This is a genomic window from Weissella viridescens (assembly GCF_003862435.1).
In the GTDB taxonomy this organism is placed as follows: domain Bacteria; phylum Bacillota; class Bacilli; order Lactobacillales; family Lactobacillaceae; genus Weissella; species Weissella viridescens_A.
Map to the genome: position 1 here is coordinate 453,297 of NZ_RHGY01000001.1, position 21,826 is coordinate 475,122.

Below are 21,826 nucleotides of genomic sequence, written 5' to 3' on the forward strand. Positions count from 1 at the left end.
GAGCAAGCTTGCTTGCCCCGTTTTTTTGTTTGCAAATCAATGTTAGAATAAGGCACACAACCTAAAAGGAGATGATTATGACCGAACTAGATCCGCATTTACAAAATGCGATGTATGGGACACCTGAAGTGAACCCAGATGAACAACACCATTACTTAGGCACATTTAAAGAACGTGTGTATAAAACACAACAGATGGCAACGGTGGGGGATTCAAAATATCTCACAGTGTGGGATGAAACGTTTCAAAAGCATCCCGATGGTGTCCTATTATTAAATGGACGCCTGGATGCCGATGCGACTATGCCCTATATGCAATTGGCTAAAAAGGATAATGTTGATTTTAGACTCGTGAGTGATCCGATGATGACAGCAACTGACTTAGGGGTTGTTTTTACAGCAGATCACGCCGTGCATAGCAAGCAGTTGGCAATTGAAGATGCAGATTTAAATGAACCTGCGCCAACACCTAAAAAAGAACCAGAAAAGCAGAGCTGGTTTAAAAAATTATTCTCTTAAAATCGGTTAAGGAGGCGAAACGTGATGCAAAAACCATTAGCATATCGTATGCGTCCGAAGAATATTGATGAAGTGGTTGGCCAAGAAGACTTATTGGGACCAGGTAAAATCATTCGGCGCATGGTCGATGCTAAAATGTTGTCGTCGATGATTTTGTATGGTCCTCCTGGGACAGGAAAAACCAGTATTGCCAGTGCGATTGCTGGTTCAACGCAATACGCCTTTCGGACGTTAAATGCCGCTACGGATTCAAAAAAAGATTTACAACAAGTGGTTGATGAAGCCAAGATGAGTGGGACCGTGGTCCTTTTACTTGATGAAATCCATCGTTTGGATAAAACCAAACAGGATTTTTTGTTACCACATTTGGAAAGTGGTGAGATTGTTCTAATTGGTGCCACGACTGAGAATCCTTATCTATCTATCAATCCAGCCATTCGTTCGCGAACACAAATATTCGAGGTGAAACCATTAGACCCAGCGGATATTCGGACGGCTTTGGAAAGAGCGCTGGTTGATAAACAAAATGGGTTGGGGAATTTTAATGCGCACGTTTCAGAAGAGGCTATGACGCATCTCATGCATGTGACGAATGGAGATTTACGTGCAGCGTTAAATGCACTGGAATTGGCCGTTAAATCAACTCAACCGAATGCTGAAGACGTTGTGGAGATTGATTTAGACGTCATTCAAGAAACTGCACAGCAAGGTAGTCTGGTTGCTGATAAGGATGGAGATGCCCATTATGATGTGATTTCTGCTTTGCAAAAATCAATTCGTGGTAGTGATACCGATGCAGCCCTCCATTATTTGGGCCGTTTAATTTTAGCAGGTGATTTACCAAGCATTGTCCGGCGTCTCCAAGTGATTGCATATGAGGATATCGGATTAGCCAATCCAGCTGTGGTAGAACGTGCCGTGACGGCGATTCATGCAGCTGAAAAGCTTGGTTTTCCAGAAGCGCGGATTCCTTTGGCGAATGCAGTCATCGAGTTAGCTCTTTCGCCAAAATCAAATTCTGCCATGACGGCAATTGATGCGGCGATGCAAGATATTCAATCCGGTCGGACTGGTGATGTGCCCAAGCATCTTAAAGATGCCCATTATAAAGGTGCTAAAGAGCTGGGTAATGGGGTTGAGTACCTTTATCCGCATAATTATCAAAATGATTGGGTCGCGCAACAATATTTACCTGATCCAATTCAAAACAAAGAATATTTCACGGCTGACGGCAATTCAAATGTTGAACAAGCGTACGTGACGCAGTATCAAAAGTTAAAGTCTGCGCAAAAAGCAGGATTAAAAAAATAAGCACGTGAAATTTTAAATAGACGGGCGTATAATAAGAACTATCGTAAATTCCTTGAACATACGCGTGATTCAATTATCTAAAGTTGCTTTACAAATTTTCGAATGGGGATGTCGGGAAGCCAGCGGGGCAAGCCAACCGAATGTGTTGGAAGTCGTTAACGCTGACTTATTCACCCACCTTTGCCATCGAAGCCATCTTAGACGAATCATCTAACGGTGTTATACAAGTGTTTACGCTCCGCTGTACCATTAATTTGTGCAGTGGAGTTTTTTTATAAAATGAAAAGAGTAGGATTATGGCGATTATTATTTTGTATGTGATGTTTTTGATGATTTTAGGATTTATTGCGGCATACCTTTGGTTGAATCGAAATAATGTTTTTGGCCTAACTTTAGCCCAGTCACATCGCTTAACGAATTGGGCGGTGCCATTTTTAGTTGTTGATATTATTTTTACGGCAATTGCTCTCTGGCTCAAAGGACCGGATGACTTCATGCCAATTATTGGTTTGATTGTTGGTGGCTTAGTCTTGCCAGTGATTGGGTTAATCATTGTGCAAGAGACTTTCGATTGATTGTAAAGCGCTTACATCTGGTGTATACTATGAGATATAGAAGCAGTTAACAATCACGGAGGATGAGCAGATGAATGAAACATATGAGAGTATTTTAGTTCCAATTGATGGGTCGGAAGAATCTGAAGCCGCTCTAGATCGCGGTATCGCAATTGCTTTGCAAAATGGCGAGAAGACACGTTTGCACATCTTACACGTCATTGATACGCGCTCATTTCAAAATATTAGTGATTTTCAATCAACCATGTATGATCAAGTTGCTGAAACAGCGCGCAAGACACTTGATGAGTATCTTGAAAAAGCCAAGAAGGCTGGCGTGAAGTCGGTTGATTATAGCATTGAATACGGTGCTGCTAAGACGGTGATTGCTGATACTGCACCAAAGAAATTTGGCGCTGATTTGATTGTCATCGGAGCGACAGGGCTAAATGCAGTTGAACGTCTGTTAATTGGCTCAGTAACCGAATACGTCGTACGTGCTGCTAAAATCGATACATTGATTGCCCGTGTCTCAACACCAAAAGCTTAATCGATATTAAATGAAAAAAGGTGTGGTCGTAGACCAGCCTTTTTTTTTACGGATTGGGCGGAAAACGTGTATAATGGGAATATATATTAAGATGCAATGGAGTCCAATGATGAGCAGAAATGAAACAAATGCGAATTTAATCGCGTCAACATTAACCAATAGTTTGGGAACTACGGTAATTGGGCATGTCAATGAACCAGGTATCATGATTCAAGTGACGCTACCGACTAGCAAAGTTGAAAACATCAGTGCAGATGCCAATGGTGATTTCATTCTTAAAGTTAAAGATGCTAATGATGGTGATGACATTTTAGTGCAAGCGCTTGATGCTGAAACGAATGTTGTCATTGCTGAAGTGATGGTCGCCGTTGATACGCCTGCACCAGTTGTGACTGGGGTCATCGCGACACGAGATGGACAACGCACACTCGAAGGCCGGGTGAATCAGCCTAATACAACTGTGAAAATGCAATTGATGGGTGAAGATGTTGAAGTGGTCGTTGATGATAATCAGGAATTTGAAATGCCACTCCCTGCTGAGGTGTTGTCAGAGCAAATTCAATTAAGCTGTTACAATGAACTGACACATAAAGGTAGTCAGAGTACGGTGAGCTTGGGGGTTACTTCTAAGACTCAACCAGTACCAATTTTGACAGATGCTATGATTGATGAATATCGTGCCAATCAACAACAAACGGTAACAGCGGTTAAATCACAGGTTGCTGAGGATGATGCCGATGACGTTGCTGAAATGGATGAATTTACACCGATTGTACGTGAGACAGGTGATATTGACTTTGAAGATTTAGATGATACAGGAAGTGCAACGGATGCCCCACTAATCGATCAATCCTTTATGGATCAGGTTGATCAAAGTGCGGATGAACCACTGGCATCACGGACAAATCAACCTGCAAAACGGGGTATATTTGGACGATTATTTGGGAAATTATTTGGTCACTAATATGAATATAATGGCAATTTTTAACAAGTTCTTGCTAAAAATTGTTTTTTTTATGATTTGAAGGAAAGCGTAGGATTTTTGAAATGTCAGCATTACTAAGTGGTATGCTTTTGGGGTTTGCGTTTATTGCGCCCATTGGTATGCAGAATTTATATGTATTTAATAACGCAGTCAACAACACTTTACAACGCGCAATGTTATACGTGCTTTTTGTTTGGCTAGCCGACTCATCATTTTCATTGGTGGCGTACTTTGGAATGGGTGCGATTATCAATTCCAATGACTTATTGAAATTGATTGTGATGATTTTAGGTGGAGCATTAGTGATTTACATTGGATGGACGATTTTACGTTCGGCTAATCAAGTCGACTTGGATGCAAGTGGTAATAAATTATCAATGGGTAAAGCCTTTGCTACAGCGTTCATTGTAACGTGGGCAAACCCACAAGCCTTGGTTGATGGTAGTTTAATGTTGGGAGCAACCCGAGCTAAGTTACCTGACGCAGATGTTTGGCCCTTTATCATTGGGGTTTTGATTGCGACAGCCCTTTGGTTCACCATTGTGACGGTTGTTGTTAATCGCTTAAAGAGTCGTTTATCAAAGCGTGCCTTTGTGATCGTGAATGTTGTTTCTGGGTTGATTATGCTTGGTTACGGACTTTACTTCCTTTACGGCGCTGTACAAATGATTATGGGTTAAGGCTTGCTTTCAATTCGTAAAACCAGTAAAATAAGCAAAAGAGCAATGCACTAGAGAGTAAGATACAGGTCGTTATAAAGCGAGTGTGAGATGGTGAAAGCACACAAACGGTATTTATCTGAAGGTAACTATGTGGGCTTTGAGGCTGAAATACAGTAGGTTTCAACGTGAAAAACGCGTTAAGTTTATAATGAGATAGGGGCAACCCTAAATCAGGTGGTACCGCGAATGCAACTCGTCCTGATCACATCGTTATGATGTGGTTGGGGCTTTTTTATTGCTTAAAAATAAAATGTACAAAAAGGAGTATATGATGCGAGATATTGATATGCCGGGTAAATACGACTCAGATGCAGTCGAAGCTGGTCGTTACGATAAGTGGCGTGAAGAAGGCCGGTTTGAACCTTCTGGAAATGAAAAGGCGCGTCCTTATTCAATCGTGATTCCACCTCCCAATGTCACTGGTAAGCTACACTTGGGACACTCTTGGGACGTGACTTTGCAAGATATTTTGATTCGTCAAAAGCGCATGCAAGGTTATGACACCGTTTGGGTGCCAGGAATGGACCACGCTGGAATTGCTACGCAAGCCAAGGTTGAACAACGCTTGGCGGAAGAAGGGATTTCTAAGTACGACTTGGGTCGTGAAAAGTTCGTGGAACAAGTTTGGGACTGGAAAAATGAATATGCTGAAACCATCCATGAACAATGGAAGAAGATGGGGATTTCAGTTGATTACAGCCGCGAACGCTTTACATTAGATGATGGTCTATCTGAAGCTGTGCGTAAAGTGTTCGTTGACCTTTATAATAAGGACTTGATTTATCGTGGTGAATACATCATCAATTGGGATCCTAAGGCCCGAACGGCTTTGTCTGATATTGAAGTGATTCATGAAGACGACGAAGGTGCATTCTATCACGTCAAGTATCCATTCGTGGATAAAAATGATCGTTTTGATGGTAAGGATTACATTGAAATCGCGACAACACGTCCGGAAACTATGTTTGGGGACGTTGCAGTTGCCGTACACCCAAGTGATGAACGTTATAAGGAATTAGTTGGTAAGAAGGTACGCGTGCCACTTGTGGATCGCGAAATTCCAATTATCGCTGATGAATACGTTGATCCTGAATTTGGTTCTGGAATGGTGAAAATTACACCAGCCCATGATCCTAATGACTTTGCTGTTGGTAATCGTCACAATTTGGAACGCATCAACACAATGAATGAAGATGCTTCGATGAACGAAAATGCTGGAAAGTATAACGGTATGGATCGCTTTGAAGCCCGTGAAGCCATGGTTAATGACCTCCGTGCTGGTGACTACATGCTAAAGATTGAACCAATCGTGCACGCGGTTGGTCACTCTGAACGTACAGGTGTACAAGTTGAATCACGTCTTTCAACGCAATGGTTCGTAAAGATGGAGCCTTTGGCTAAGCAAGCCTTAGCTATGCAAGATGACCCAGAAGACAAGGTTACTTTCAATCCATCACGTTTTGAAGGAACCTATGAACGTTGGATGGAAAACATTCACGATTGGGTCATTTCACGTCAATTGTGGTGGGGACACCAAATTCCGGCTTGGTACAATAAGCAAACTGGTGAAATCTATGTTGGCATGGAAGCGCCTGAAGATGCTGAAAATTGGGAGCAAGATACTGATGTCTTAGATACTTGGTTTTCATCTGCTTTGTGGCCATTTTCAACGATGGGTTGGCCTGATACAAATGCACATGACTACAAGCGTTATTTCCCAACTGATACACTTGTAACGGGATATGACATTATTCCATTCTGGGTATCACGCATGATTTTCCAATCAAAGGAATTCACGGGTAAGCGTCCATTCAAGAACGTTTTGATTCACGGTTTGATTCGTGATGAAGAAGGTCGCAAGATGTCAAAGTCATTGGGTAACGGAATTGATCCAATGGATGTGATTGACAAGTATGGTGTAGATGCTTTGCGTTGGTTCTTGGCAACTGGTTCAACGCCTGGTCAAGATATGCGTTTCTCATACACAAAGATGGATGCTGCCTGGAACTTCATTAACAAAATTTGGAATGCATCTCGTTATGTCATTATGAATTTAGATGAAGATACCAAGCCAGCATTGCCTGATGACTTATCAACGTTGTCATTAGCTGATCGTTGGATCTTGTCTCGTTTGAACAAGACTGTTGATTCAGTGCTCAAGAACTTTGACAAGTTTGAATTCGGTGAAGCTGGTCGTGCGCTCTACAACTTCATCTGGGATGATTTTGCTGACTGGTATATTGAAATGACCAAGGAAACCTTGAACGGTTCTGATGAAGCAGCTAAGCAAACGGTTCAATCCGTTTTGGCATATGTTTTGGATCAAGTACTGCGCTTGCTACACCCAATCATGCCATTCGTAACGGAAGAAATTTACTTAGATATGCCAGTTCATGAATTTGACACGATTATGGTCGCTGATTTCCCTGAAGTACATGCTGATTTGAATGATGCACAAGCAGAAACGGATTTCCAAAGCTTGGTTGATTTGATTACCGCTGTGCGTGCAATCCGAACGGAAGCAAATGCACCAATGTCAACGGCGGTCGATGTGTTGATTAAGACGGATGATGCTAATCTACAACGTATTTTCCAAGAAAATGCGGATTACATTAACCGTTTCGTTAAGCCAAAGGATCTAACCATTGGGGCCGATGTTGATGCACCAACTTTGGCGATGACTAAGGCAATTTCTGGGGCGCAAGTCTTTGTACCTTTGGAAGAATTAATCAATATCGATGATGAAATTGCTCGTCTAAAAGACGATGCAAAGAAGTACGCTGGTGAAGTTAAGCGTAGTTCAGGTAAGTTATCAAACGATAAGTTTGTCAACTCAGCGCCTGAGAACGTGGTTAATGCGGAACGTGAAAAGCTTGCTGACTGGGAAGATAAGTTAGCTTCAACAAATGCACGTTTGGCCGAACTCGAAGCTGCTAAAAATGCTTAAACTTAAAAACTAATTGGACTTCGGTCTGATTAGTTTTTTTGTCGTGGTGGGAGTGTAGGCGCAAGGGCGTTTTCATGGTACGATAAGAGTAATTAAAATGGTTAGGATGGGACATGGCACATGGTTAAAATTGAAAACGTAGATGATGCAATTGCATATATTCATAGTCGCCATAAGTGGCAGAAGACGCCCTCATTTGAGCGGATTAATCGTTTACTTGCGGCATTGGACCATCCTGAAAAAGCGAACCGTTATATTCACGTTACGGGAACAAATGGTAAAGGATCAACGAGCAAAATGATTACACAAATCTTGCGAACAGCTGGGTTGCAAGTGGGGATGTTTTCATCACCGTTTATTGAACGTTTTAACGAACGCATCCAAGATAACGATGGCTTGATTAGTGATGCAGCGCTCACGGCGGCGGTTCAAAAAGTTGCGCCAATTACAGAACAACTTGATCAAGCATTACCAGGTGGGCCAACTGAATTTGAAACATTGACGGCAGTGATGTTTGTCTATTTTGCGCAACATCCCATGGATGTCGTGGTCTTAGAAGTTGGTGTTGGGGGTATGTGGGACACAACGGAGGTTATTCCGGATAAACTGGCAGCAGTTATTACCAACGTTGGTTTAGATCACATGAAGGTCTTGGGAAATACCCTTGGTGAAATTGCTGAACAAAAGGCTGGGATTATTGCACCCCATCGTCCAGTTATTCTTGGGCCCTTAGTGGATAGCGCTCGCGGGGTTATTGAAGCAAAAGCGCATGCTTTAGGGGCACCGATTCTTGCTTATGGTGATGCATTCACAACCGTGTCGGAAACGGGTAAACAACAGTTTGGTGAAACCTTTGATTTTATCGAGGCACGTTCAATGAAACATCTTGAATTAGCGCTAACAGGTGATTATCAACAAGTGAATGCCAGCTTGGCGATTGAAACAGTTTTGACGGTTGCGCCTGATTTAGGGATTAAAGTTCCAGATAGCGTGATTCGAACAGCACTCAAGCAAGTGACGTGGCCGGCACGTTTTGAAAAGATTGCTGATCATCCGCTAACCATCATCGATGGGGCACATAATCCGCAAGGAATTGCAGCATTAAAGCAAACCTTGGCTGAACGTTTTCCAACTGAGCCGATTAATTTAATCGTCGGTATTTTAGCGGATAAACGCTTCGATGAAATGTTGGGGATGCTAGCCGAGTTACCAAATGTAACCATTTATGTGGCGCACTTTGATGCGCCGCACCAACGTCAAGATATTGATGCCAGTGCCATCGAGGTACCTGGAGCTACGATCAGCTATGTAACGGATTGGTATGCGTTATATCAGCAACTGGCGCCAATTGGAGCACCGATTATCTTTACGGGATCTTTGTACTTTGTGTCAGAGGTTCGAGCAAAAATTAAGTCAAATGAATTAGGTGAAACAGATGATAATTTTACAAGCAAGTGATGTGGCACGCCGCTTTAGCGGTGTCACATTTTTTGAACATATTTCAATGCAAGTTGGTGACAAAGCCCGAATTGGTTTAGTTGGTCGCAATGGGGCTGGAAAATCAACGCTATTGAAAATGCTGATTGGCGAAACGCAACCTGATGAAGGTGAAGTTTCGATGAAGAAGGGTATTAAGCTAGCTTATTTAGCACAGAATTCAGGATTGGATTCTGATCTGTCTGTGTATAATGAAATGCTAACCGCTTTTGATGATGTGATTAAGCTAGAAGAGCGTATGCGTCAAATGGAAGCTGAAATGGCAGCAACGGATGACTATGAAAGTGATGCCTATCAAAAATTATTGGCTGAATATGATCAAGCCCAACATGATTTTGATCAAAAAAATGGCTATGCCTATGATGCAACTATTCGTGGAGTCTTACATGGTTTTGGCTTTGATGAGTCTTTCTATGACCGTAAAGTGTCGACCTTGTCTGGTGGACAGCGTACGCGTTTGGCCATTGCAAAGCAATTGTTAGAAACACCTGATTTGTTGATTTTAGATGAGCCAACTAATCATTTGGACATGGAGACATTAGCCTGGTTGGAACAGTATTTGCAAAATTATCGAGGTGCCTTGTTAATTGTTTCGCACGATCGATATTTCTTGGATCGCGTTGTAAACGAGATCTATGATATGCATTCAGGGGTCTTAGATCACTATAAGGGAAATTACAGCCAATTTATGAAGGAAAAAGAGGCTAAGATTTTATCTGAAGAAAAGGCATATGAGAAACAACAAGGTGAGATTGCCAAACTGGAAGATTTCGTAGCTCGAAACATTGTGCGTGCTTCAACCACTAAGCGTGCGCAGTCACGTCGTAAGCAATTGGACCGCATGCAAAAAATTGAACCCCCTAAGAATGAATCGGGTGTAGCCCACATTACATTCGAAGCCAAGGAAGAATCAGGAAATGAAGTGCTGCGGGTCGATGATGTTAAATTAGGGTATGATCCAACAACTATTTTAGCGGATCCAGTTAACATTGCTGTTGATAAACAACATGCAGTGGCCCTGGTCGGTCCTAATGGAGTTGGAAAATCAACGCTGATTAAGACAATTTTGGGAAAGTTACCGCTAATTAGTGGTGATATCAAGTTGGGCGCCAATGTCACCGTGGGATATTATGACCAAGAGCAACAAACCCTTGATCCAAACAAAACGGTGTTGAATACAATCTGGGATGACCATCCATTAATGGCTGAAAAAGATGTGCGATCTATCTTAGGCTCGTTTATGTTTAGTGGGGAATCGGTTGATAAAAAAGTGTCAGCACTCTCGGGAGGCGAACGTGCGCGGTTGTTGTTAACCAAGTTATCAATGGAACAAGCCAACTTCTTAATTTTGGATGAGCCGACCAACCATTTGGATATTGATTCACGAGAAGTGCTAGAAACGGCTTTGAATGAATATAATGGGACCATTTTCTTTGTTTCGCACGATCGTTACTTTATTAATGAAGTAGCTTCTGAAATCGTTGAACTCACACCAACGGGGACGAATTTCTTTGATGGTGATTATGATTATTACCTTGAAAAACGTGTTGACCCCGCAACTTTGGCTGAGGCGGAAGCTGAAGCCAAAACAGCGGCCGTTACACCGGAAACAACGCCTAAGTCGAAGGGCATGGATCATAAGGCGCATCAAAAAGAAATGCGTAAGTTACAACGAGCGCTTGATGATGTTGAAAGTCAAATGGCAGAACAAGAGGAAGCTAAAGCAGCGGTTAGTGAGCAGTTGAATGATCCGGAGATTGGAACGGATATTCCAAAATTAACGGATTTATCAAATCAAGCACAAGCCATTGAAGATAAGTTAGCTGAATTAGAAGAACGCTGGACGGATCTATCATTCCAAATTGAAGAATTAGACGCCTAAAGGCAATGCTGGAAATTCATGAACGAATTTCCAGTTTTTTTTTGAATTCGGTTGCATTTTTAGGAGAGTGTGCTAATATAGATAGTGTTGATTAGCACTTAAGCATAAAGAGTGCTAGAAAGAATATATAAATTTGTTTGGAGGTTATTAGATTATGATTAAGCCTTTAGGAGATCGTGTCGTATTGCAAGTTGAGGCAGAACCAGAACAAAGTGTTGGTGGTATCTACATTGCTTCTAATGCGCAAGAAAAGTCAGTCAAAGGAGTCGTTGTTGCTGTTTCAGAGCAATCAATCGGTGACTTAACTGCGCCCCAAGCGGTAAAAGTTGGTGATGAAGTGATTTTTGATAAGTATGCTGGATCAGAACTTTCAGTTGATGGGCAAGATTATCTCGTCCTTCATGAGAAGGACCTTGTTGCCATCGTTTAAGAGATGCAATGAATAAATAAAAATACAAAGATTAGAATTAGTAGAGGTGAATAACTTATGGCAAAAGATATTAAGTTTTCAGAAGATGCACGTTCAAAGATGCAGGCTGGGGTTGACCAACTTGCTGATACAGTAAAGACAACAATTGGACCTAAGGGCCGTAACGTTGTTATCGAAGAAGGATACGGCGCACCTACTATTACGAATGATGGTGTTACCATTGCAAAGTCAGTTGAACTAGAAGACCATTTTGAAAACATGGGTGCTAAGCTCGTTTCTGAAGTTGCTTCAAAGACAAACGATATTGCTGGTGATGGAACAACGACTGCAACAGTCCTTACGCAAGCTATCGTTAACGAAGGAATGAAGAACGTTACTGCCGGTGCTAACCCGGTTGGTGTTCGTCGCGGAATCGAAAAGGCGACGGATGCAGCTGTTTCAGCTTTGCACGACATGTCAAAGACGGTTTCAACTAAGGATGAAGTCGCTCAAATCGCTTCAATCTCTGCAGCTAATGAAGAAGTTGGAAGTTTGATTGCTGATGCCATGGACAAGGTTGGAAACGATGGTGTCATTACGATTGAAGAGTCAAAGGGAATTGAGACCACTTTGGATGTTGTTGAAGGAATGCAATTTGACCGTGGTTACATGTCACAGTACATGGTAACTGACGAAAACAAGATGGAAGCTTCATTGGACAACCCATATATCTTGATTACTGACAAGAAGATTGCCAACATCCAAGACATCTTGCCTTTGCTACAAGGTGTGGTTGAACAAGGACGTTCATTGTTGATTATCGCCGATGATATTACTGGTGAAGCTTTGCCAACCCTTGTTTTGAACAAGATGCGTGGAACATTCAATGTTGTTGCGGTTAAGGCACCTGGATTTGGTGATCGTCGTAAGGAACAACTACAAGATATTGCCATCCTAACTGGTGGAACTGTCATTACTGATGACTTAGGTTTGAACTTGAAGGATGCAACCATTGCACAACTTGGTCAAGCTGCTAAGGTTACCGTAACTAAGGATTCAACAACTATTGTTGAAGGTGCCGGATCAAAGGAAGCTTTGACTGAGCGTGTTGACTTACTTAAGAAGCAAATCGCAGAAACAACTTCTGACTTTGATCGTGAGAAGTTGCAAGAGCGTCTTGCTAAGTTAGCTGGTGGTGTTGCAGTGATTAACGTTGGTGCTGCTACAGAAACTGAATTGAAGGAACGCAAGTACCGCATTGAAGACGCTTTGAATGCGACACGTGCTGCCGTTGAAGAAGGATTCGTTGCTGGTGGTGGAACTGCTTTGGTTAATGCAATTCCTGCCGTGGCTGCACTTTCAGAAGAGGGTGATGTACAAACTGGAATTAACATCGTTAAGCGCGCTCTTGAAGAGCCGGTTCGTCAAATCGCTGAAAACGCCGGAGTTGAAGGTTCAGTTGTGGTTAACCAATTGAAGGATCAACCTCAAGGAACTGGATACAACGCCGCTACTGGTGAGTGGGTTGATATGATCAGTGCTGGAATTGTTGATCCAACTAAGGTAACGCGTTCTGCTTTGCAAAACGCTGCATCAGTTTCAGCTTTGTTGTTGACGACTGAAGCGGTTGTTGCTGAACAACCACATGATGATGCACCTGCTGCCCCAGCTGGACAACCTGGTATGGGTGGTATGATGTAATTTAAATGCCCAAGTGCATTTCAATAAAACGTTACGTAATTTTGCGTAGCGTTTTTTTTATTGAAAAATAAAAAACCAAGCATAGACAAGCGAGTTCGATAGCACTACAATAGCCAGTGTTAAGAAAATAAAGGATAGGGATAGGAAAGAGAATATGTGGCGTTTTGTGAAGCGTTTATTGATTGGAAAACCATTGAGGACTCTCGATGAGGGATCGCAACAATTAACGCGAACGAAAGCATTGGCTTTGTTGTCTTCGGATGCACTTTCATCAGTGGCATACGGGACTGAACAAATTACAACAGCATTACTCGCTGCTGGAACGGTTGCCTTATGGTGGCAACTTCCAATTGCTGGACTAGTGATCATTTTGTTGGCAGCAATTGTCCTTTCATACCGCCAAATTATTAAAGCATATCCAGGTGGTGGTGGTGCTTATGTTGTGACATCACAGAATTGGGGCCGGAAAGCTGGATTGGTGGCTGGAGGATCATTGCTGGTTGATTATATGTTGACCGTGGCTGTATCGGTGGCTTCTGGAACGGAAGCCATCACATCGGCTGTGCCGTCGATGCGACCGTACTCAGTTGTCATTGCGGTATTGATGATTCTACTGTTAATGGCCATTAATCTGCGTGGGGTTCGTGAATCGGCGGGGTTCTTGACCATTCCAGTTTACTTTTTCATCGCGATGATGGTAATTCTACTTGGATTTGGTTTCTTCAACATTGCAACTGGACATATTACGTATCATGCGACAGCAGCAGTGGGAACGAGTTTTGCAGGGGCAACTCCGCTTTTGTTCATGCTGGCTTTCTCAAGTGGTTCGTCATCATTGACTGGGGTTGAAGCTATTTCGAATGCGGTACCTAACTTTAAGAAACCTAAAGCCAAGAATGCAGCAGCTACTTTGGGAATCATGGCATTGATTTTGGGCGTATTCTTTGGTGGCATTACCTTTATGTCATATTGGTTTGGTATTATTCCAACTGCGCATGTGACAGTACTGTCGCAAATTGGTGAGATGGCCTTCGGGCATGGATTGTTGTTCTATGTTTTCCAAGTTTCCACAGCAATGATTTTGGCTGTTGCGGCAAATACCGGTTTTTCAGCCTTTCCACAATTAGCGTATAACCTTGCAAAAGATAAGTTTATGCCACACATCTATTTAGATAAGGGTGATCGCTTAAGCTATTCCAATGGGATTATGTCGCTAGCCATTGGGGCTGTCTTGCTTGTGATTATTTTCAACGGCTCAACCGAACGATTGATTCCGCTATATGCGATTGGGGTCTTTGTACCGTTTACTTTGTCACAATCTGGTATGATTAAACACTGGCTAAGTCATCGTGAAGGGCATTGGTATGGAAAGATTGCCATTAACTTTGTTGGTGCGACAATTTCTGCAATCTTAGTGGTTTCATTGATGGTGCTTCATTTTGGCTCAGTTTGGCCATATTTCATCATTATGCCAATCTTAATTAAGCTATTTTTGAAGATCAATCAACATTATCGTTTGGTGGCGAAGCAATTACGAATCATCTCTGAACAACCCGTTAAACGGCACACGTATACGGGTTCAACTGTGATTGTGATGGTTTCAAACCTAACGCGTGTTACAGCTGAGGCGATTGATTATGCGAAGTCAATCGGTGATTTAGTCATTGCAATGCACGTCTCCTTTGATTCACACCCAGAAAAAGAACATAAGTTGAGTGAAGAATTTAAAAAAGAATTCCCTGATATCCGTTATGTTGACATCCATTCATCATATCGATCGATTACGGAACCAGCCGTAAGATTTGTTGACGAAATTACAAAGGGTGCAGAGGAGCGTAACCATTCAGTGACGATTTTGATTCCAAGATTTGTGCCAAAACATTCTTGGCAAAATGCCTTGCATAATCAGAATAGTATTCGACTACATAATGCATTAGCCAATCGAAATGTGATTGTTTCAATGTATTATTATCACTTAAAAGAATAATTAAACGGGCTCGTATTTATCCTACGAGCCTTTTTATTTGTTATACTGTTACAAACGCTTTAACGGCGAGAGGAGATAACATGAGCAGCAAGTTAATCAATCAGGTGCAACGAGAGCTGCATCTGATGCGAGAAGAAATGCAGGCGGGCGAATTATATGAATCATTAGGACTGCGCGTCGGCGAGCTGCTAGATGATTTAGGGGATAAAGATCCAGCCACACCTGTCGCCCAATTGGATGATTATGAAGTTGAACTTATCGTGGAAACAGGTACGCGACTTCAACGCGGATTACTCTCCAACAAATTACAGAGTGTTACGGATGAAGACTTGGCCACATTAATTAATGGTTTAGGCCAAACAGATCCTGAAATACGCGAAGACATGTCGCTAAACGTGTTACTGCAACTGATTCAAAATCAGATTTTAACGACCGAACAACTATTAACCCTGAATGCGCACGTTTTTCGACCAGAAGTTTTATATTTTCATTTATTAGAACAAGATAATGATGGTGTTTTTCTGCGTTCGTTTAATTTGTGCCTAGTTTCAATCATGAAACTTTGGGAACATCCGTTACCTTATACGAAAATCGATTATGATCGCATGCTTGATTTATTAGGGACGTATATCGCTTTAGAAACGGATACACGTGGCTTTGTGGATCAAAAAGGTAATATTCGGGCCTTTTTACATATTGGGCACGTGCTTGATGCCTTTAACTTTGATGAACAACTCATACGTCTGGACAAAATCTTCTTGTTAACGATTTTGATGGAACGTTATAAACGGTTGAGAACGCCGTTGTTAATGGGTGAAGAACAACGCATTGCAGCGTACCTTGTTAATTTGATGGCTTTTGATCAGCTGTATATTGATTATGTGCTGTCAACTTTGAAGCAGATGCGACAAGAAATGATGGTATTAGGGGAACCGAAGAACGAGGGGGATTGGCACCGAATTAATAATCAACATCGACTGATTGATGCGTTGATGTTGAATGAAAAGACCCCCGCAAGTATTACTAATTACTTAAAAGATTTGAAATTTTTCTAGTTTCTAACCCGTAATAAAAACAAGCGTGTTATACTTGAGTTTCGGATAACACAGTTGAAGTTTAAAAAGATAGTAGGAGAACAAACACATGGCAGAAAAACTGCATATTGCATTGTTGTTTGGTGGTAACTCATCAGAGCACGATGTATCAAAGCGTTCAGCATTAAACATTTATCAAGCAATGGACAAGGATAAGTATGACGTTGACGTCTTCTTGGTCTCAAAGAATGGAACGGTGATTAACCCAACTGATTCAATGCGTGTCTTGCAAGGGGAACCTGAAGATGGTGTCGTTGAAGCAGCGGAATCAGCACTTGATCCACACAACCCATTGGCACCATTGATGGCCTTGACTGAATTAAAGGACGTTGATTTGTTCTACCCAGTTATTCACGGTAACTTGGGTGAAGACGGAACTTTGCAATCACTATTCCGTTTGTTGAAGAAGCCATATATTGGTGCTGGCCCAGCCGCCTCTGCAATGGCATTTGACAAGGACTTGACGAAGCGAATCTTGAACCAAGCGGGTATCCGCAACACAAACTATGTGTTGTTGACTGACCAAAACTACGAATCATACACATATGATGACGTGGTGAAGGAAGTTGGGACAGAAGTTTTGTTTGTTAAGGCTGCTAAGCAAGGATCTTCAGTTGGAATTCACCGTGTTACCAATGCACAAGAATTTGCTGAAGGGGTTGCTGATGCCTTCCAATATGATTACAAAGTTTTGGTTGAAGCTTCAATTGATCAACCTCGTGAAATTGAAATTTCAATTTTGGGTAACGAGCAGCCACGTGCCTCAAAGTTAGGTGCTGTCGTCGTGCCAAAGGAAGATGTTTGGTACGATTACAACAACAAGTTCGTTGACGCTTCAGGGGTTGCCTTTGATTTGCCCGTTGAGCTTGATGATGATCTTGCACAAGAAATTACAACGATGGCGCTTGATGCTTATAAGGCCTTGGGGTTGGTTGGACTTACACGTATGGATTTCTTGGTTGACAAGAATGGTGTGCCATACTTGGGTGAGCCTAACACTTTGCCTGGTTTCACAAATATTTCACTTTACCCACAAATGTGGGAAGTGTCAGGTTTGAGCTACTCACAATTAATCGATGAAATTATTGATTATGGTTTGGCTGAATTTGAACGTAATAACAAGTTGTCATATGATTTCATTGCTTTGGGTGATGAAAAGGTTGGACAAAAAAATTACAACGCTGATCGTGCAGAATAAGGCGTGAATAAAAAGACCGGTGGGATATTCCATCGGTCTTTTATCATGTTCAGGGAGCTTTATTCAGTCAACGAATTAGCGTATAATATAAACTAAGACTATAGACTAAAAAGGATTAAAAATGACTGAATCATTTACACCAACATGGATGTTAGATGCAATCTATCATCTGACACCAGAACAATTAAATGCCCAAGGGATTAAAGCGGTGTTGACGGATTTAGATAATACGTTAATTGCCTGGAATAACCCAGACGGTACACCAGAATTACATGATTGGCTCGACCAAATGCACACAGCCGGAATTACGGTCATGATTGTTTCAAACAACTCAGCTGATCGGGTTGAACGTGTGGCCAAGCCATTGGATTTGCCCTTTGTTTCACGCGCATATAAGCCAAGTACCAAGGGCCTAAAAGAAGCGCAACACGCATTGGATCTAGAACCAAACGAGTTGGTAATGGTTGGTGATCAACTGCTGACCGACGTATTGGCGTCAAATCGTGCAGGTATTCGTAGTATTTTAGTGAAGCCACTGATTGAGACGGATCAATGGAATACAAAAATTAACCGTTTTTTTGAAAAAGGCGTAAAAAAGCGGGTGATGAAAAAGCACCCCGACATGACATGGAGGACTTCAATTGATTAACGAAGCAGAAATTGCGGAATATTTAAACGATGATTTGCGTTGTATTGGATGTGGCGCAAAAATTCAAACAACCGACCCAGATGCGATTGGTTATACACCAATGTCAGCATTAAAAAAAGGTTTTGAAAACGAAGAGATTTTGTGTAAAAGATGCTTCCGTTTGCGTCATTATAACGAAATCCAACCGGTTAGTTTGACGGACGACGATTTCCGTCGTTTGTTAGATCAAATTTCACAAACGGATTCATTGGTTGTCTACGTCATGGACGTGTTCGACTTTTCAGGCTCACTGATTCCTGGTTTGCACCGTTTCGTTGGGGACAACCCAGTCATCCTTGTGGGAAATAAGATTGATATTTTGCCACGTTCACTTCGTCGTTCTAAAATAAAGGATTGGATGCGTCAACAAGCCAATATTGCAGGGTTACGTCCCGACGATATTGCCCTCACCTCAGGTAAGAATGGGGATGATGTGCCTGCTCTACTTGATATGATTGAACGCTACCGGGACGGACGCGATGTGTACGTTGTCGGGGTTACCAATGTTGGTAAGTCAACGTTGATTAATCAAATCATTAAAGAAGTGACCGGTGAACGTCAAGATGTGATCACCACATCCCGTTTCCCTGGTACCACGCTTGATCGTATTGAAATTCCATTGGATGATCATTCATCAATTATCGACACCCCAGGAATTATTCATCAAGATCAAATGGCCCATTATTTGACACCTAAGGATTTGAAGTATGTTTCTCCACAAAAGGAACTCAAGCCACGAACGTATCAATTAAACCCGGGGCAAACCATTTTTGCCGGTGCCTTGGCTCGCTTTGATTTTGTCCAAGGTGAAAAGGGTGGCTTTACGGCTTACTTTGAAAATAATTTGATGTTGCACAGAACAAAGTTGGAAAAGGCGGATGCTTTCTATGATCAACATGCTGGTGAATTATTAGCACCACCAGAAGCGGACCATTTGAAAGACTTGCCACCATTGCAACGTCATGAATTTAAAACAACACAAAAAACAGACATCGTGATTGATGGTTTAGGTTGGGTAACTGTCCCAGCTAACGCCGTTGTTGCAGCATGGGCGCCAAAGGGCGTATCTGTTTTGTCACGAAAGGCGATGATATAAACATGATTGAACTTAGAGGAAAACAAAAGCGTTACCTACGTGCATCTGCACATGATATGCGTCCATTATTTAGTATTGGAAAGCAAGGTATGACTGAAAATTGGCTGGACCAATTAGGGGATGCCATTGATAAGCGCGAGCTATTCAAGGTAAATATTTTGCCAAACTCAGACGTGACCGTGGCTGAATTAAAAGCATTTATTGAAGATAATTCAGATATTCAAGTTGTGCAATCAATTGGGCACACTTTGGTATTGTTTGGTGAATCAAACGATAAAGATCGTCGTCACTATTCAGCTGAGGTTCGTCACATTTAACGCAGAGTACGGGTTGAGGTAGCGTGATGCAAATTAAAACGAAAATTCAAGTTCAAACGGCAACTTTAGAGGAACAAGAACCTTTAAAGGTGGGCATTTTGGGTGGGACATTTAATCCACCACACTATGGACATTTAATGATTGGCGAGCAAGTGGCAGACCAATTACATTTAGATCAAATCCGCTTTATGCCGAATGCCTTGCCACCACATGTTGATGAAAAGAAAGCCATTGATGCTAAAGACCGCGTCAACATGGTACGCGCTGCCATCATGGGCAATCGTCAATTCGATATTGAATTGAGCGAAGTGATGCGTGGTGGTAAAAGTTATACGTATGACACAATGGCTGCCCTCAAGGAAGCTAATCCAAATGTAGAATATTATTTTATCATCGGTGGCGATGAGGTTGCCTATTTACCAACTTGGCATCGGATTGATGAGTTGCTTGAATTAGTTCATTTTGTAGGTGTTCACCGTAAGGGGCAACCAACTGAGACGGAATACCCCGTCGAATGGGTTGAAATGCCACAACTTGAAATCAGTTCAACTGATATTCGTCAAAGAATTGCTGAACATCGTTCTATCCGCTACATGGTTCCAGACATGGTCGCCGCTTATATTTTCAAGGAGGGATTATATTTAAATGACTGATACATTTACATTTCCAATCTATACGGACAAGTATTATCCCGGAACGCGAGAAGATTTAATTAAACATGTTGAAGCCCAAGTTTCGACATATCGCTTTGAACATATTTTGCGAGTTGAAAAAATGGCGCTCGAACTTGCTGAAAAATGGCACGTAAATCCTGAAAAGGCTTCAATTGCGGCATTAACCCATGATTATGCTAAGGAACGTTCCGATACTGATTTTTTGGCAGTTATTGACGCCAAGCATTTGGATCCTGATTTTAAAAATTGGGGCAACTACCTTTGGCATGGTGTGGTTGGTGCGGAAATGGTACATGATGAGCTTGATATTACGGATCAAGATATTCTTGATGCGATTCGACAACATACAACTGGGGCGGTCTACATGACGCCACTAAGCCAAATTATTTATATGGCAGATTATGTCGAAGCTGGACGCGATTTCCCAGGTGTGACAGAAGTACGTCAACTGGCGTTTGATGATTTGGCAGCCAGTGTTGGTTGGCAAACACGACACACCCTAGAATTTTTATTGAAAAAACAAGGGCCCATTTATCCGGGTACCATCACAACATACAACGAATGGAGTACAAAATAACATGGCAGAATCAGAAATGTTAGAAGTTGCAGTTAAAGCTGCTGATAGTAAGCGCGCCGAAGATATCGTCGCTTTGGATTTAGAGGGGATTAGCTTTATTGCTGATGAATACTTGATTATGCAAGCCCCTACGGAACGTCAAGTGTTGGCGATTGCCGATGAAATTGTCGACCAAATGGAGAAGGCCGGATTCGTTTTGACACGTCAAGAAGGTCGACGTGAAGGACAATGGGTTTTGTTAGATTATGGTGATTTGATTGTCCACATCTTTAAGAATGATGTGCGTCATTTCTATAATCTTGAAAAGTTATGGGGCGATGCACCAGAAATTGATATTTCTGATTGGGTGGAAGAGGATTCATTCTAATGAATTACGGAACTTTTGCGAGTCTTTATGATCAATTGTTCGATGAAGACGCCTATGCCGATTGGTTTGCCTACGCGCAAAAAAAGATTAAAAACCCACAAGGCCGGTTGCTTGAACTAGCAGGTGGGGCGGGTCGCCTGGCGGTTATGTTAAAGCAAGCTGGTTATCCTGAAGTCTTTAATTTTGATTTGTCACCAGAAATGCTTAGTTTGGCCATGACTCATGCGCAGGAAGCTGATGTAGAATTACCGTTAATCGAAGGTGATATGCGGGAATGGTCAGATTTGGATTTAACATTTCAAACGATTACCTGCTTTGCTGATTCGTTGAATTATTTAGCTAATCCAGCGGAAGTTAAGCAAACTTTTCAACAAGTCTATGATCATTTAGAGTCAGACGGACAATTCTTGTTTGATGTCATTACACCAGTGCAAACGGATGAGGTATATCCGGGCTACATGTACAATTGGCATGATGATGAAACAGCATTTATGTGGTCTTCATATGGTGTTGAAGGTGAAGCGCACACGGTTGAACATGAATTAACTTTCTTTGTGTATGAAGAGGAAATTGATGGTTACCGTCAATTACAAGAATTACACACTGAAAAGACATATGAGCTAAAAGTGTATCAAGAACTCTTAACTGAAGTGGGCTTTAAAAATATTGAAGTCACAGCAGACTTTGGACGATCACAAAAAGTTGATCAAGCCACACGCTGGTTCTTCAATGCAACGAAGGGGTAAGGCAGC

21 protein-coding genes and 1 other annotated feature are annotated in these 21,826 nt (G+C 41.9%); all 21 genes read left to right on the plus strand.

All coding sequences use genetic code 11. From position 1 onward, the window contains the following. The first annotated feature begins 77 nt into the window (after positions 1 to 77). The 21 genes from D3P96_RS02310 (at position 78) to D3P96_RS02410 (ending at position 21,820) form a co-directional block, all read left to right on the plus strand. Positions 78 to 518 (plus strand): YueI family protein, encoded by a 441-nt coding sequence (locus D3P96_RS02310; protein WP_185696060.1) that lies wholly within the window; start codon positions 78 to 80, stop codon positions 516 to 518. A 24-nt stretch (positions 519 to 542) separates the two neighbouring features. Then, positions 543 to 1,829: a replication-associated recombination protein A gene (locus tag D3P96_RS02315; RefSeq protein ID WP_124942779.1), complete on the plus strand. Its 1,287-nt coding sequence runs from the start codon at positions 543 to 545 to the stop codon at positions 1,827 to 1,829. A gap of 296 nt (positions 1,830 to 2,125) precedes the next feature. Further along, positions 2,126 to 2,404, plus strand: coding sequence for a hypothetical protein (locus D3P96_RS02320; RefSeq protein WP_124942780.1), 279 nt, complete (start codon positions 2,126 to 2,128; stop codon positions 2,402 to 2,404). A gap of 70 nt (positions 2,405 to 2,474) precedes the next feature. Beyond that, positions 2,475 to 2,933: a universal stress protein gene (locus D3P96_RS02325; protein WP_124942781.1), complete on the plus strand. Its 459-nt coding sequence runs from the start codon at positions 2,475 to 2,477 to the stop codon at positions 2,931 to 2,933. A 109-nt stretch (positions 2,934 to 3,042) separates the two neighbouring features. Next, the gene (locus tag D3P96_RS02330; RefSeq protein ID WP_124942782.1) at positions 3,043 to 3,897 is read left to right on the plus strand and encodes a hypothetical protein; all 855 of its coding nucleotides are present in this window, start codon (positions 3,043 to 3,045) and stop codon (positions 3,895 to 3,897) included. A gap of 83 nt (positions 3,898 to 3,980) precedes the next feature. Next, positions 3,981 to 4,598, plus strand: a complete 618-nt coding sequence (locus D3P96_RS02335) for a LysE/ArgO family amino acid transporter (protein ID WP_124942783.1) — start codon at positions 3,981 to 3,983, stop codon at positions 4,596 to 4,598. 36 nt (positions 4,599 to 4,634) lie between these two features. Further along, positions 4,635 to 4,844, plus strand: a binding site (T-box leader). Positions 4,845 to 4,911: 67 nt separating this feature from the next. Next, positions 4,912 to 7,587 (plus strand): valine--tRNA ligase, encoded by a 2,676-nt coding sequence (locus tag D3P96_RS02340; RefSeq protein ID WP_124942834.1) that lies wholly within the window; start codon positions 4,912 to 4,914, stop codon positions 7,585 to 7,587. A 120-nt stretch (positions 7,588 to 7,707) separates the two neighbouring features. Then, positions 7,708 to 9,045: a bifunctional folylpolyglutamate synthase/dihydrofolate synthase gene (locus tag D3P96_RS02345; protein WP_124942784.1), complete on the plus strand. Its 1,338-nt coding sequence runs from the start codon at positions 7,708 to 7,710 to the stop codon at positions 9,043 to 9,045. Further along, the gene (locus D3P96_RS02350) at positions 9,023 to 10,966 is read left to right on the plus strand and encodes an ABC-F family ATP-binding cassette domain-containing protein (protein ID WP_124942785.1); all 1,944 of its coding nucleotides are present in this window, start codon (positions 9,023 to 9,025) and stop codon (positions 10,964 to 10,966) included. Before D3P96_RS02345 ends, D3P96_RS02350 begins: the two co-directional genes overlap by 23 nt. Positions 10,967 to 11,120: 154 nt before the next feature. Further along, complete coding sequence (locus D3P96_RS02355; protein WP_124942786.1) at positions 11,121 to 11,396, plus strand: co-chaperone GroES; 276 nt, start codon at positions 11,121 to 11,123, stop codon at positions 11,394 to 11,396. Between the two features lie 57 nt (positions 11,397 to 11,453). Further along, entirely contained in the window at positions 11,454 to 13,076 is a 1,623-nt protein-coding gene (gene groL, locus D3P96_RS02360) for a chaperonin GroEL (RefSeq protein WP_124942787.1), read from the plus strand. Positions 13,077 to 13,230: 154 nt separating this feature from the next. Then, a complete protein-coding gene (locus D3P96_RS02365) occupies positions 13,231 to 15,063 on the plus strand; it encodes an APC family permease (RefSeq protein ID WP_124942788.1) in 1,833 nt (610 codons plus the stop codon). 80 nt (positions 15,064 to 15,143) lie between these two features. Then, the gene (locus D3P96_RS02370) at positions 15,144 to 16,118 is read left to right on the plus strand and encodes a DUF2785 domain-containing protein (RefSeq protein WP_124942789.1); all 975 of its coding nucleotides are present in this window, start codon (positions 15,144 to 15,146) and stop codon (positions 16,116 to 16,118) included. 88 nt (positions 16,119 to 16,206) lie between these two features. Continuing rightward, positions 16,207 to 17,355: a D-alanine--D-alanine ligase family protein gene (locus D3P96_RS02375; RefSeq protein ID WP_124942790.1), complete on the plus strand. Its 1,149-nt coding sequence runs from the start codon at positions 16,207 to 16,209 to the stop codon at positions 17,353 to 17,355. 121 nt (positions 17,356 to 17,476) lie between these two features. Next, a complete protein-coding gene (locus D3P96_RS02380; RefSeq protein WP_124942791.1) occupies positions 17,477 to 18,004 on the plus strand; it encodes a YqeG family HAD IIIA-type phosphatase in 528 nt (175 codons plus the stop codon). Then, the gene (yqeH, locus tag D3P96_RS02385) at positions 17,997 to 19,139 is read left to right on the plus strand and encodes a ribosome biogenesis GTPase YqeH (RefSeq protein WP_124942792.1); all 1,143 of its coding nucleotides are present in this window, start codon (positions 17,997 to 17,999) and stop codon (positions 19,137 to 19,139) included. Before D3P96_RS02380 ends, yqeH begins: the two co-directional genes overlap by 8 nt. A 2-nt stretch (positions 19,140 to 19,141) precedes the next feature. Then, positions 19,142 to 19,456 carry a YhbY family RNA-binding protein gene (locus tag D3P96_RS02390; protein WP_124942793.1) on the plus strand — a complete coding sequence of 105 codons (315 nt, stop codon included), beginning with the start codon at positions 19,142 to 19,144 and terminating at the stop codon, positions 19,454 to 19,456. A gap of 26 nt (positions 19,457 to 19,482) precedes the next feature. Continuing rightward, positions 19,483 to 20,109 (plus strand): nicotinate-nucleotide adenylyltransferase, encoded by a 627-nt coding sequence (locus D3P96_RS02395; RefSeq protein WP_124942794.1) that lies wholly within the window; start codon positions 19,483 to 19,485, stop codon positions 20,107 to 20,109. Further along, on the plus strand, positions 20,102 to 20,707 hold the full coding sequence (gene yqeK, locus D3P96_RS02400) for a bis(5'-nucleosyl)-tetraphosphatase (symmetrical) YqeK (RefSeq protein WP_124942795.1): 606 nt from the start codon (positions 20,102 to 20,104) through the stop codon (positions 20,705 to 20,707). Before D3P96_RS02395 ends, yqeK begins: the two co-directional genes overlap by 8 nt. A gap of 1 nt (position 20,708) precedes the next feature. After that, the gene (gene rsfS / locus D3P96_RS02405; protein ID WP_124942796.1) at positions 20,709 to 21,074 is read left to right on the plus strand and encodes a ribosome silencing factor; all 366 of its coding nucleotides are present in this window, start codon (positions 20,709 to 20,711) and stop codon (positions 21,072 to 21,074) included. Next, on the plus strand, positions 21,074 to 21,820 hold the full coding sequence (locus tag D3P96_RS02410; protein WP_124942797.1) for a class I SAM-dependent DNA methyltransferase: 747 nt from the start codon (positions 21,074 to 21,076) through the stop codon (positions 21,818 to 21,820). The genes rsfS and D3P96_RS02410 overlap by 1 nt, the downstream gene beginning before the upstream one ends. The last annotated feature ends 6 nt before the right edge of the window (positions 21,821 to 21,826 follow it).

What these genes read in the sequence shown, in the direction of transcription:
- D3P96_RS02350 (WP_124942785.1), top strand. Translation starts at nt 9,023, where the DNA reads ATGATAATTTTACAAGCAAGTGATGTGGCACGCCGCTTTAGCGGTGTC.
- D3P96_RS02395 (WP_124942794.1), top strand. Translation starts at nt 19,483, where the DNA reads ATGCAAATTAAAACGAAAATTCAAGTTCAAACGGCAACTTTAGAGGAA.
- D3P96_RS02310 (WP_185696060.1), top strand. Translation starts at nt 78, where the DNA reads ATGACCGAACTAGATCCGCATTTACAAAATGCGATGTATGGGACACCT.
- D3P96_RS02410 (WP_124942797.1), top strand. Translation starts at nt 21,074, where the DNA reads ATGAATTACGGAACTTTTGCGAGTCTTTATGATCAATTGTTCGATGAA.
- rsfS (WP_124942796.1), top strand. Translation starts at nt 20,709, where the DNA reads ATGGCAGAATCAGAAATGTTAGAAGTTGCAGTTAAAGCTGCTGATAGT.
- D3P96_RS02340 (WP_124942834.1), top strand. Translation starts at nt 4,912, where the DNA reads ATGCGAGATATTGATATGCCGGGTAAATACGACTCAGATGCAGTCGAA.
- yqeK (WP_124942795.1), top strand. Translation starts at nt 20,102, where the DNA reads ATGACTGATACATTTACATTTCCAATCTATACGGACAAGTATTATCCC.
- D3P96_RS02390 (WP_124942793.1), top strand. Translation starts at nt 19,142, where the DNA reads ATGATTGAACTTAGAGGAAAACAAAAGCGTTACCTACGTGCATCTGCA.
- D3P96_RS02365 (WP_124942788.1), top strand. Translation starts at nt 13,231, where the DNA reads ATGTGGCGTTTTGTGAAGCGTTTATTGATTGGAAAACCATTGAGGACT.
- D3P96_RS02320 (WP_124942780.1), top strand. Translation starts at nt 2,126, where the DNA reads ATGGCGATTATTATTTTGTATGTGATGTTTTTGATGATTTTAGGATTT.
- D3P96_RS02355 (WP_124942786.1), top strand. Translation starts at nt 11,121, where the DNA reads ATGATTAAGCCTTTAGGAGATCGTGTCGTATTGCAAGTTGAGGCAGAA.
- D3P96_RS02380 (WP_124942791.1), top strand. Translation starts at nt 17,477, where the DNA reads ATGACTGAATCATTTACACCAACATGGATGTTAGATGCAATCTATCAT.
- D3P96_RS02330 (WP_124942782.1), top strand. Translation starts at nt 3,043, where the DNA reads ATGAGCAGAAATGAAACAAATGCGAATTTAATCGCGTCAACATTAACC.
- groL (WP_124942787.1), top strand. Translation starts at nt 11,454, where the DNA reads ATGGCAAAAGATATTAAGTTTTCAGAAGATGCACGTTCAAAGATGCAG.
- D3P96_RS02335 (WP_124942783.1), top strand. Translation starts at nt 3,981, where the DNA reads ATGTCAGCATTACTAAGTGGTATGCTTTTGGGGTTTGCGTTTATTGCG.
- D3P96_RS02315 (WP_124942779.1), top strand. Translation starts at nt 543, where the DNA reads ATGCAAAAACCATTAGCATATCGTATGCGTCCGAAGAATATTGATGAA.
- D3P96_RS02325 (WP_124942781.1), top strand. Translation starts at nt 2,475, where the DNA reads ATGAATGAAACATATGAGAGTATTTTAGTTCCAATTGATGGGTCGGAA.
- D3P96_RS02375 (WP_124942790.1), top strand. Translation starts at nt 16,207, where the DNA reads ATGGCAGAAAAACTGCATATTGCATTGTTGTTTGGTGGTAACTCATCA.
- D3P96_RS02370 (WP_124942789.1), top strand. Translation starts at nt 15,144, where the DNA reads ATGAGCAGCAAGTTAATCAATCAGGTGCAACGAGAGCTGCATCTGATG.
- D3P96_RS02345 (WP_124942784.1), top strand. Translation starts at nt 7,708, where the DNA reads ATGGTTAAAATTGAAAACGTAGATGATGCAATTGCATATATTCATAGT.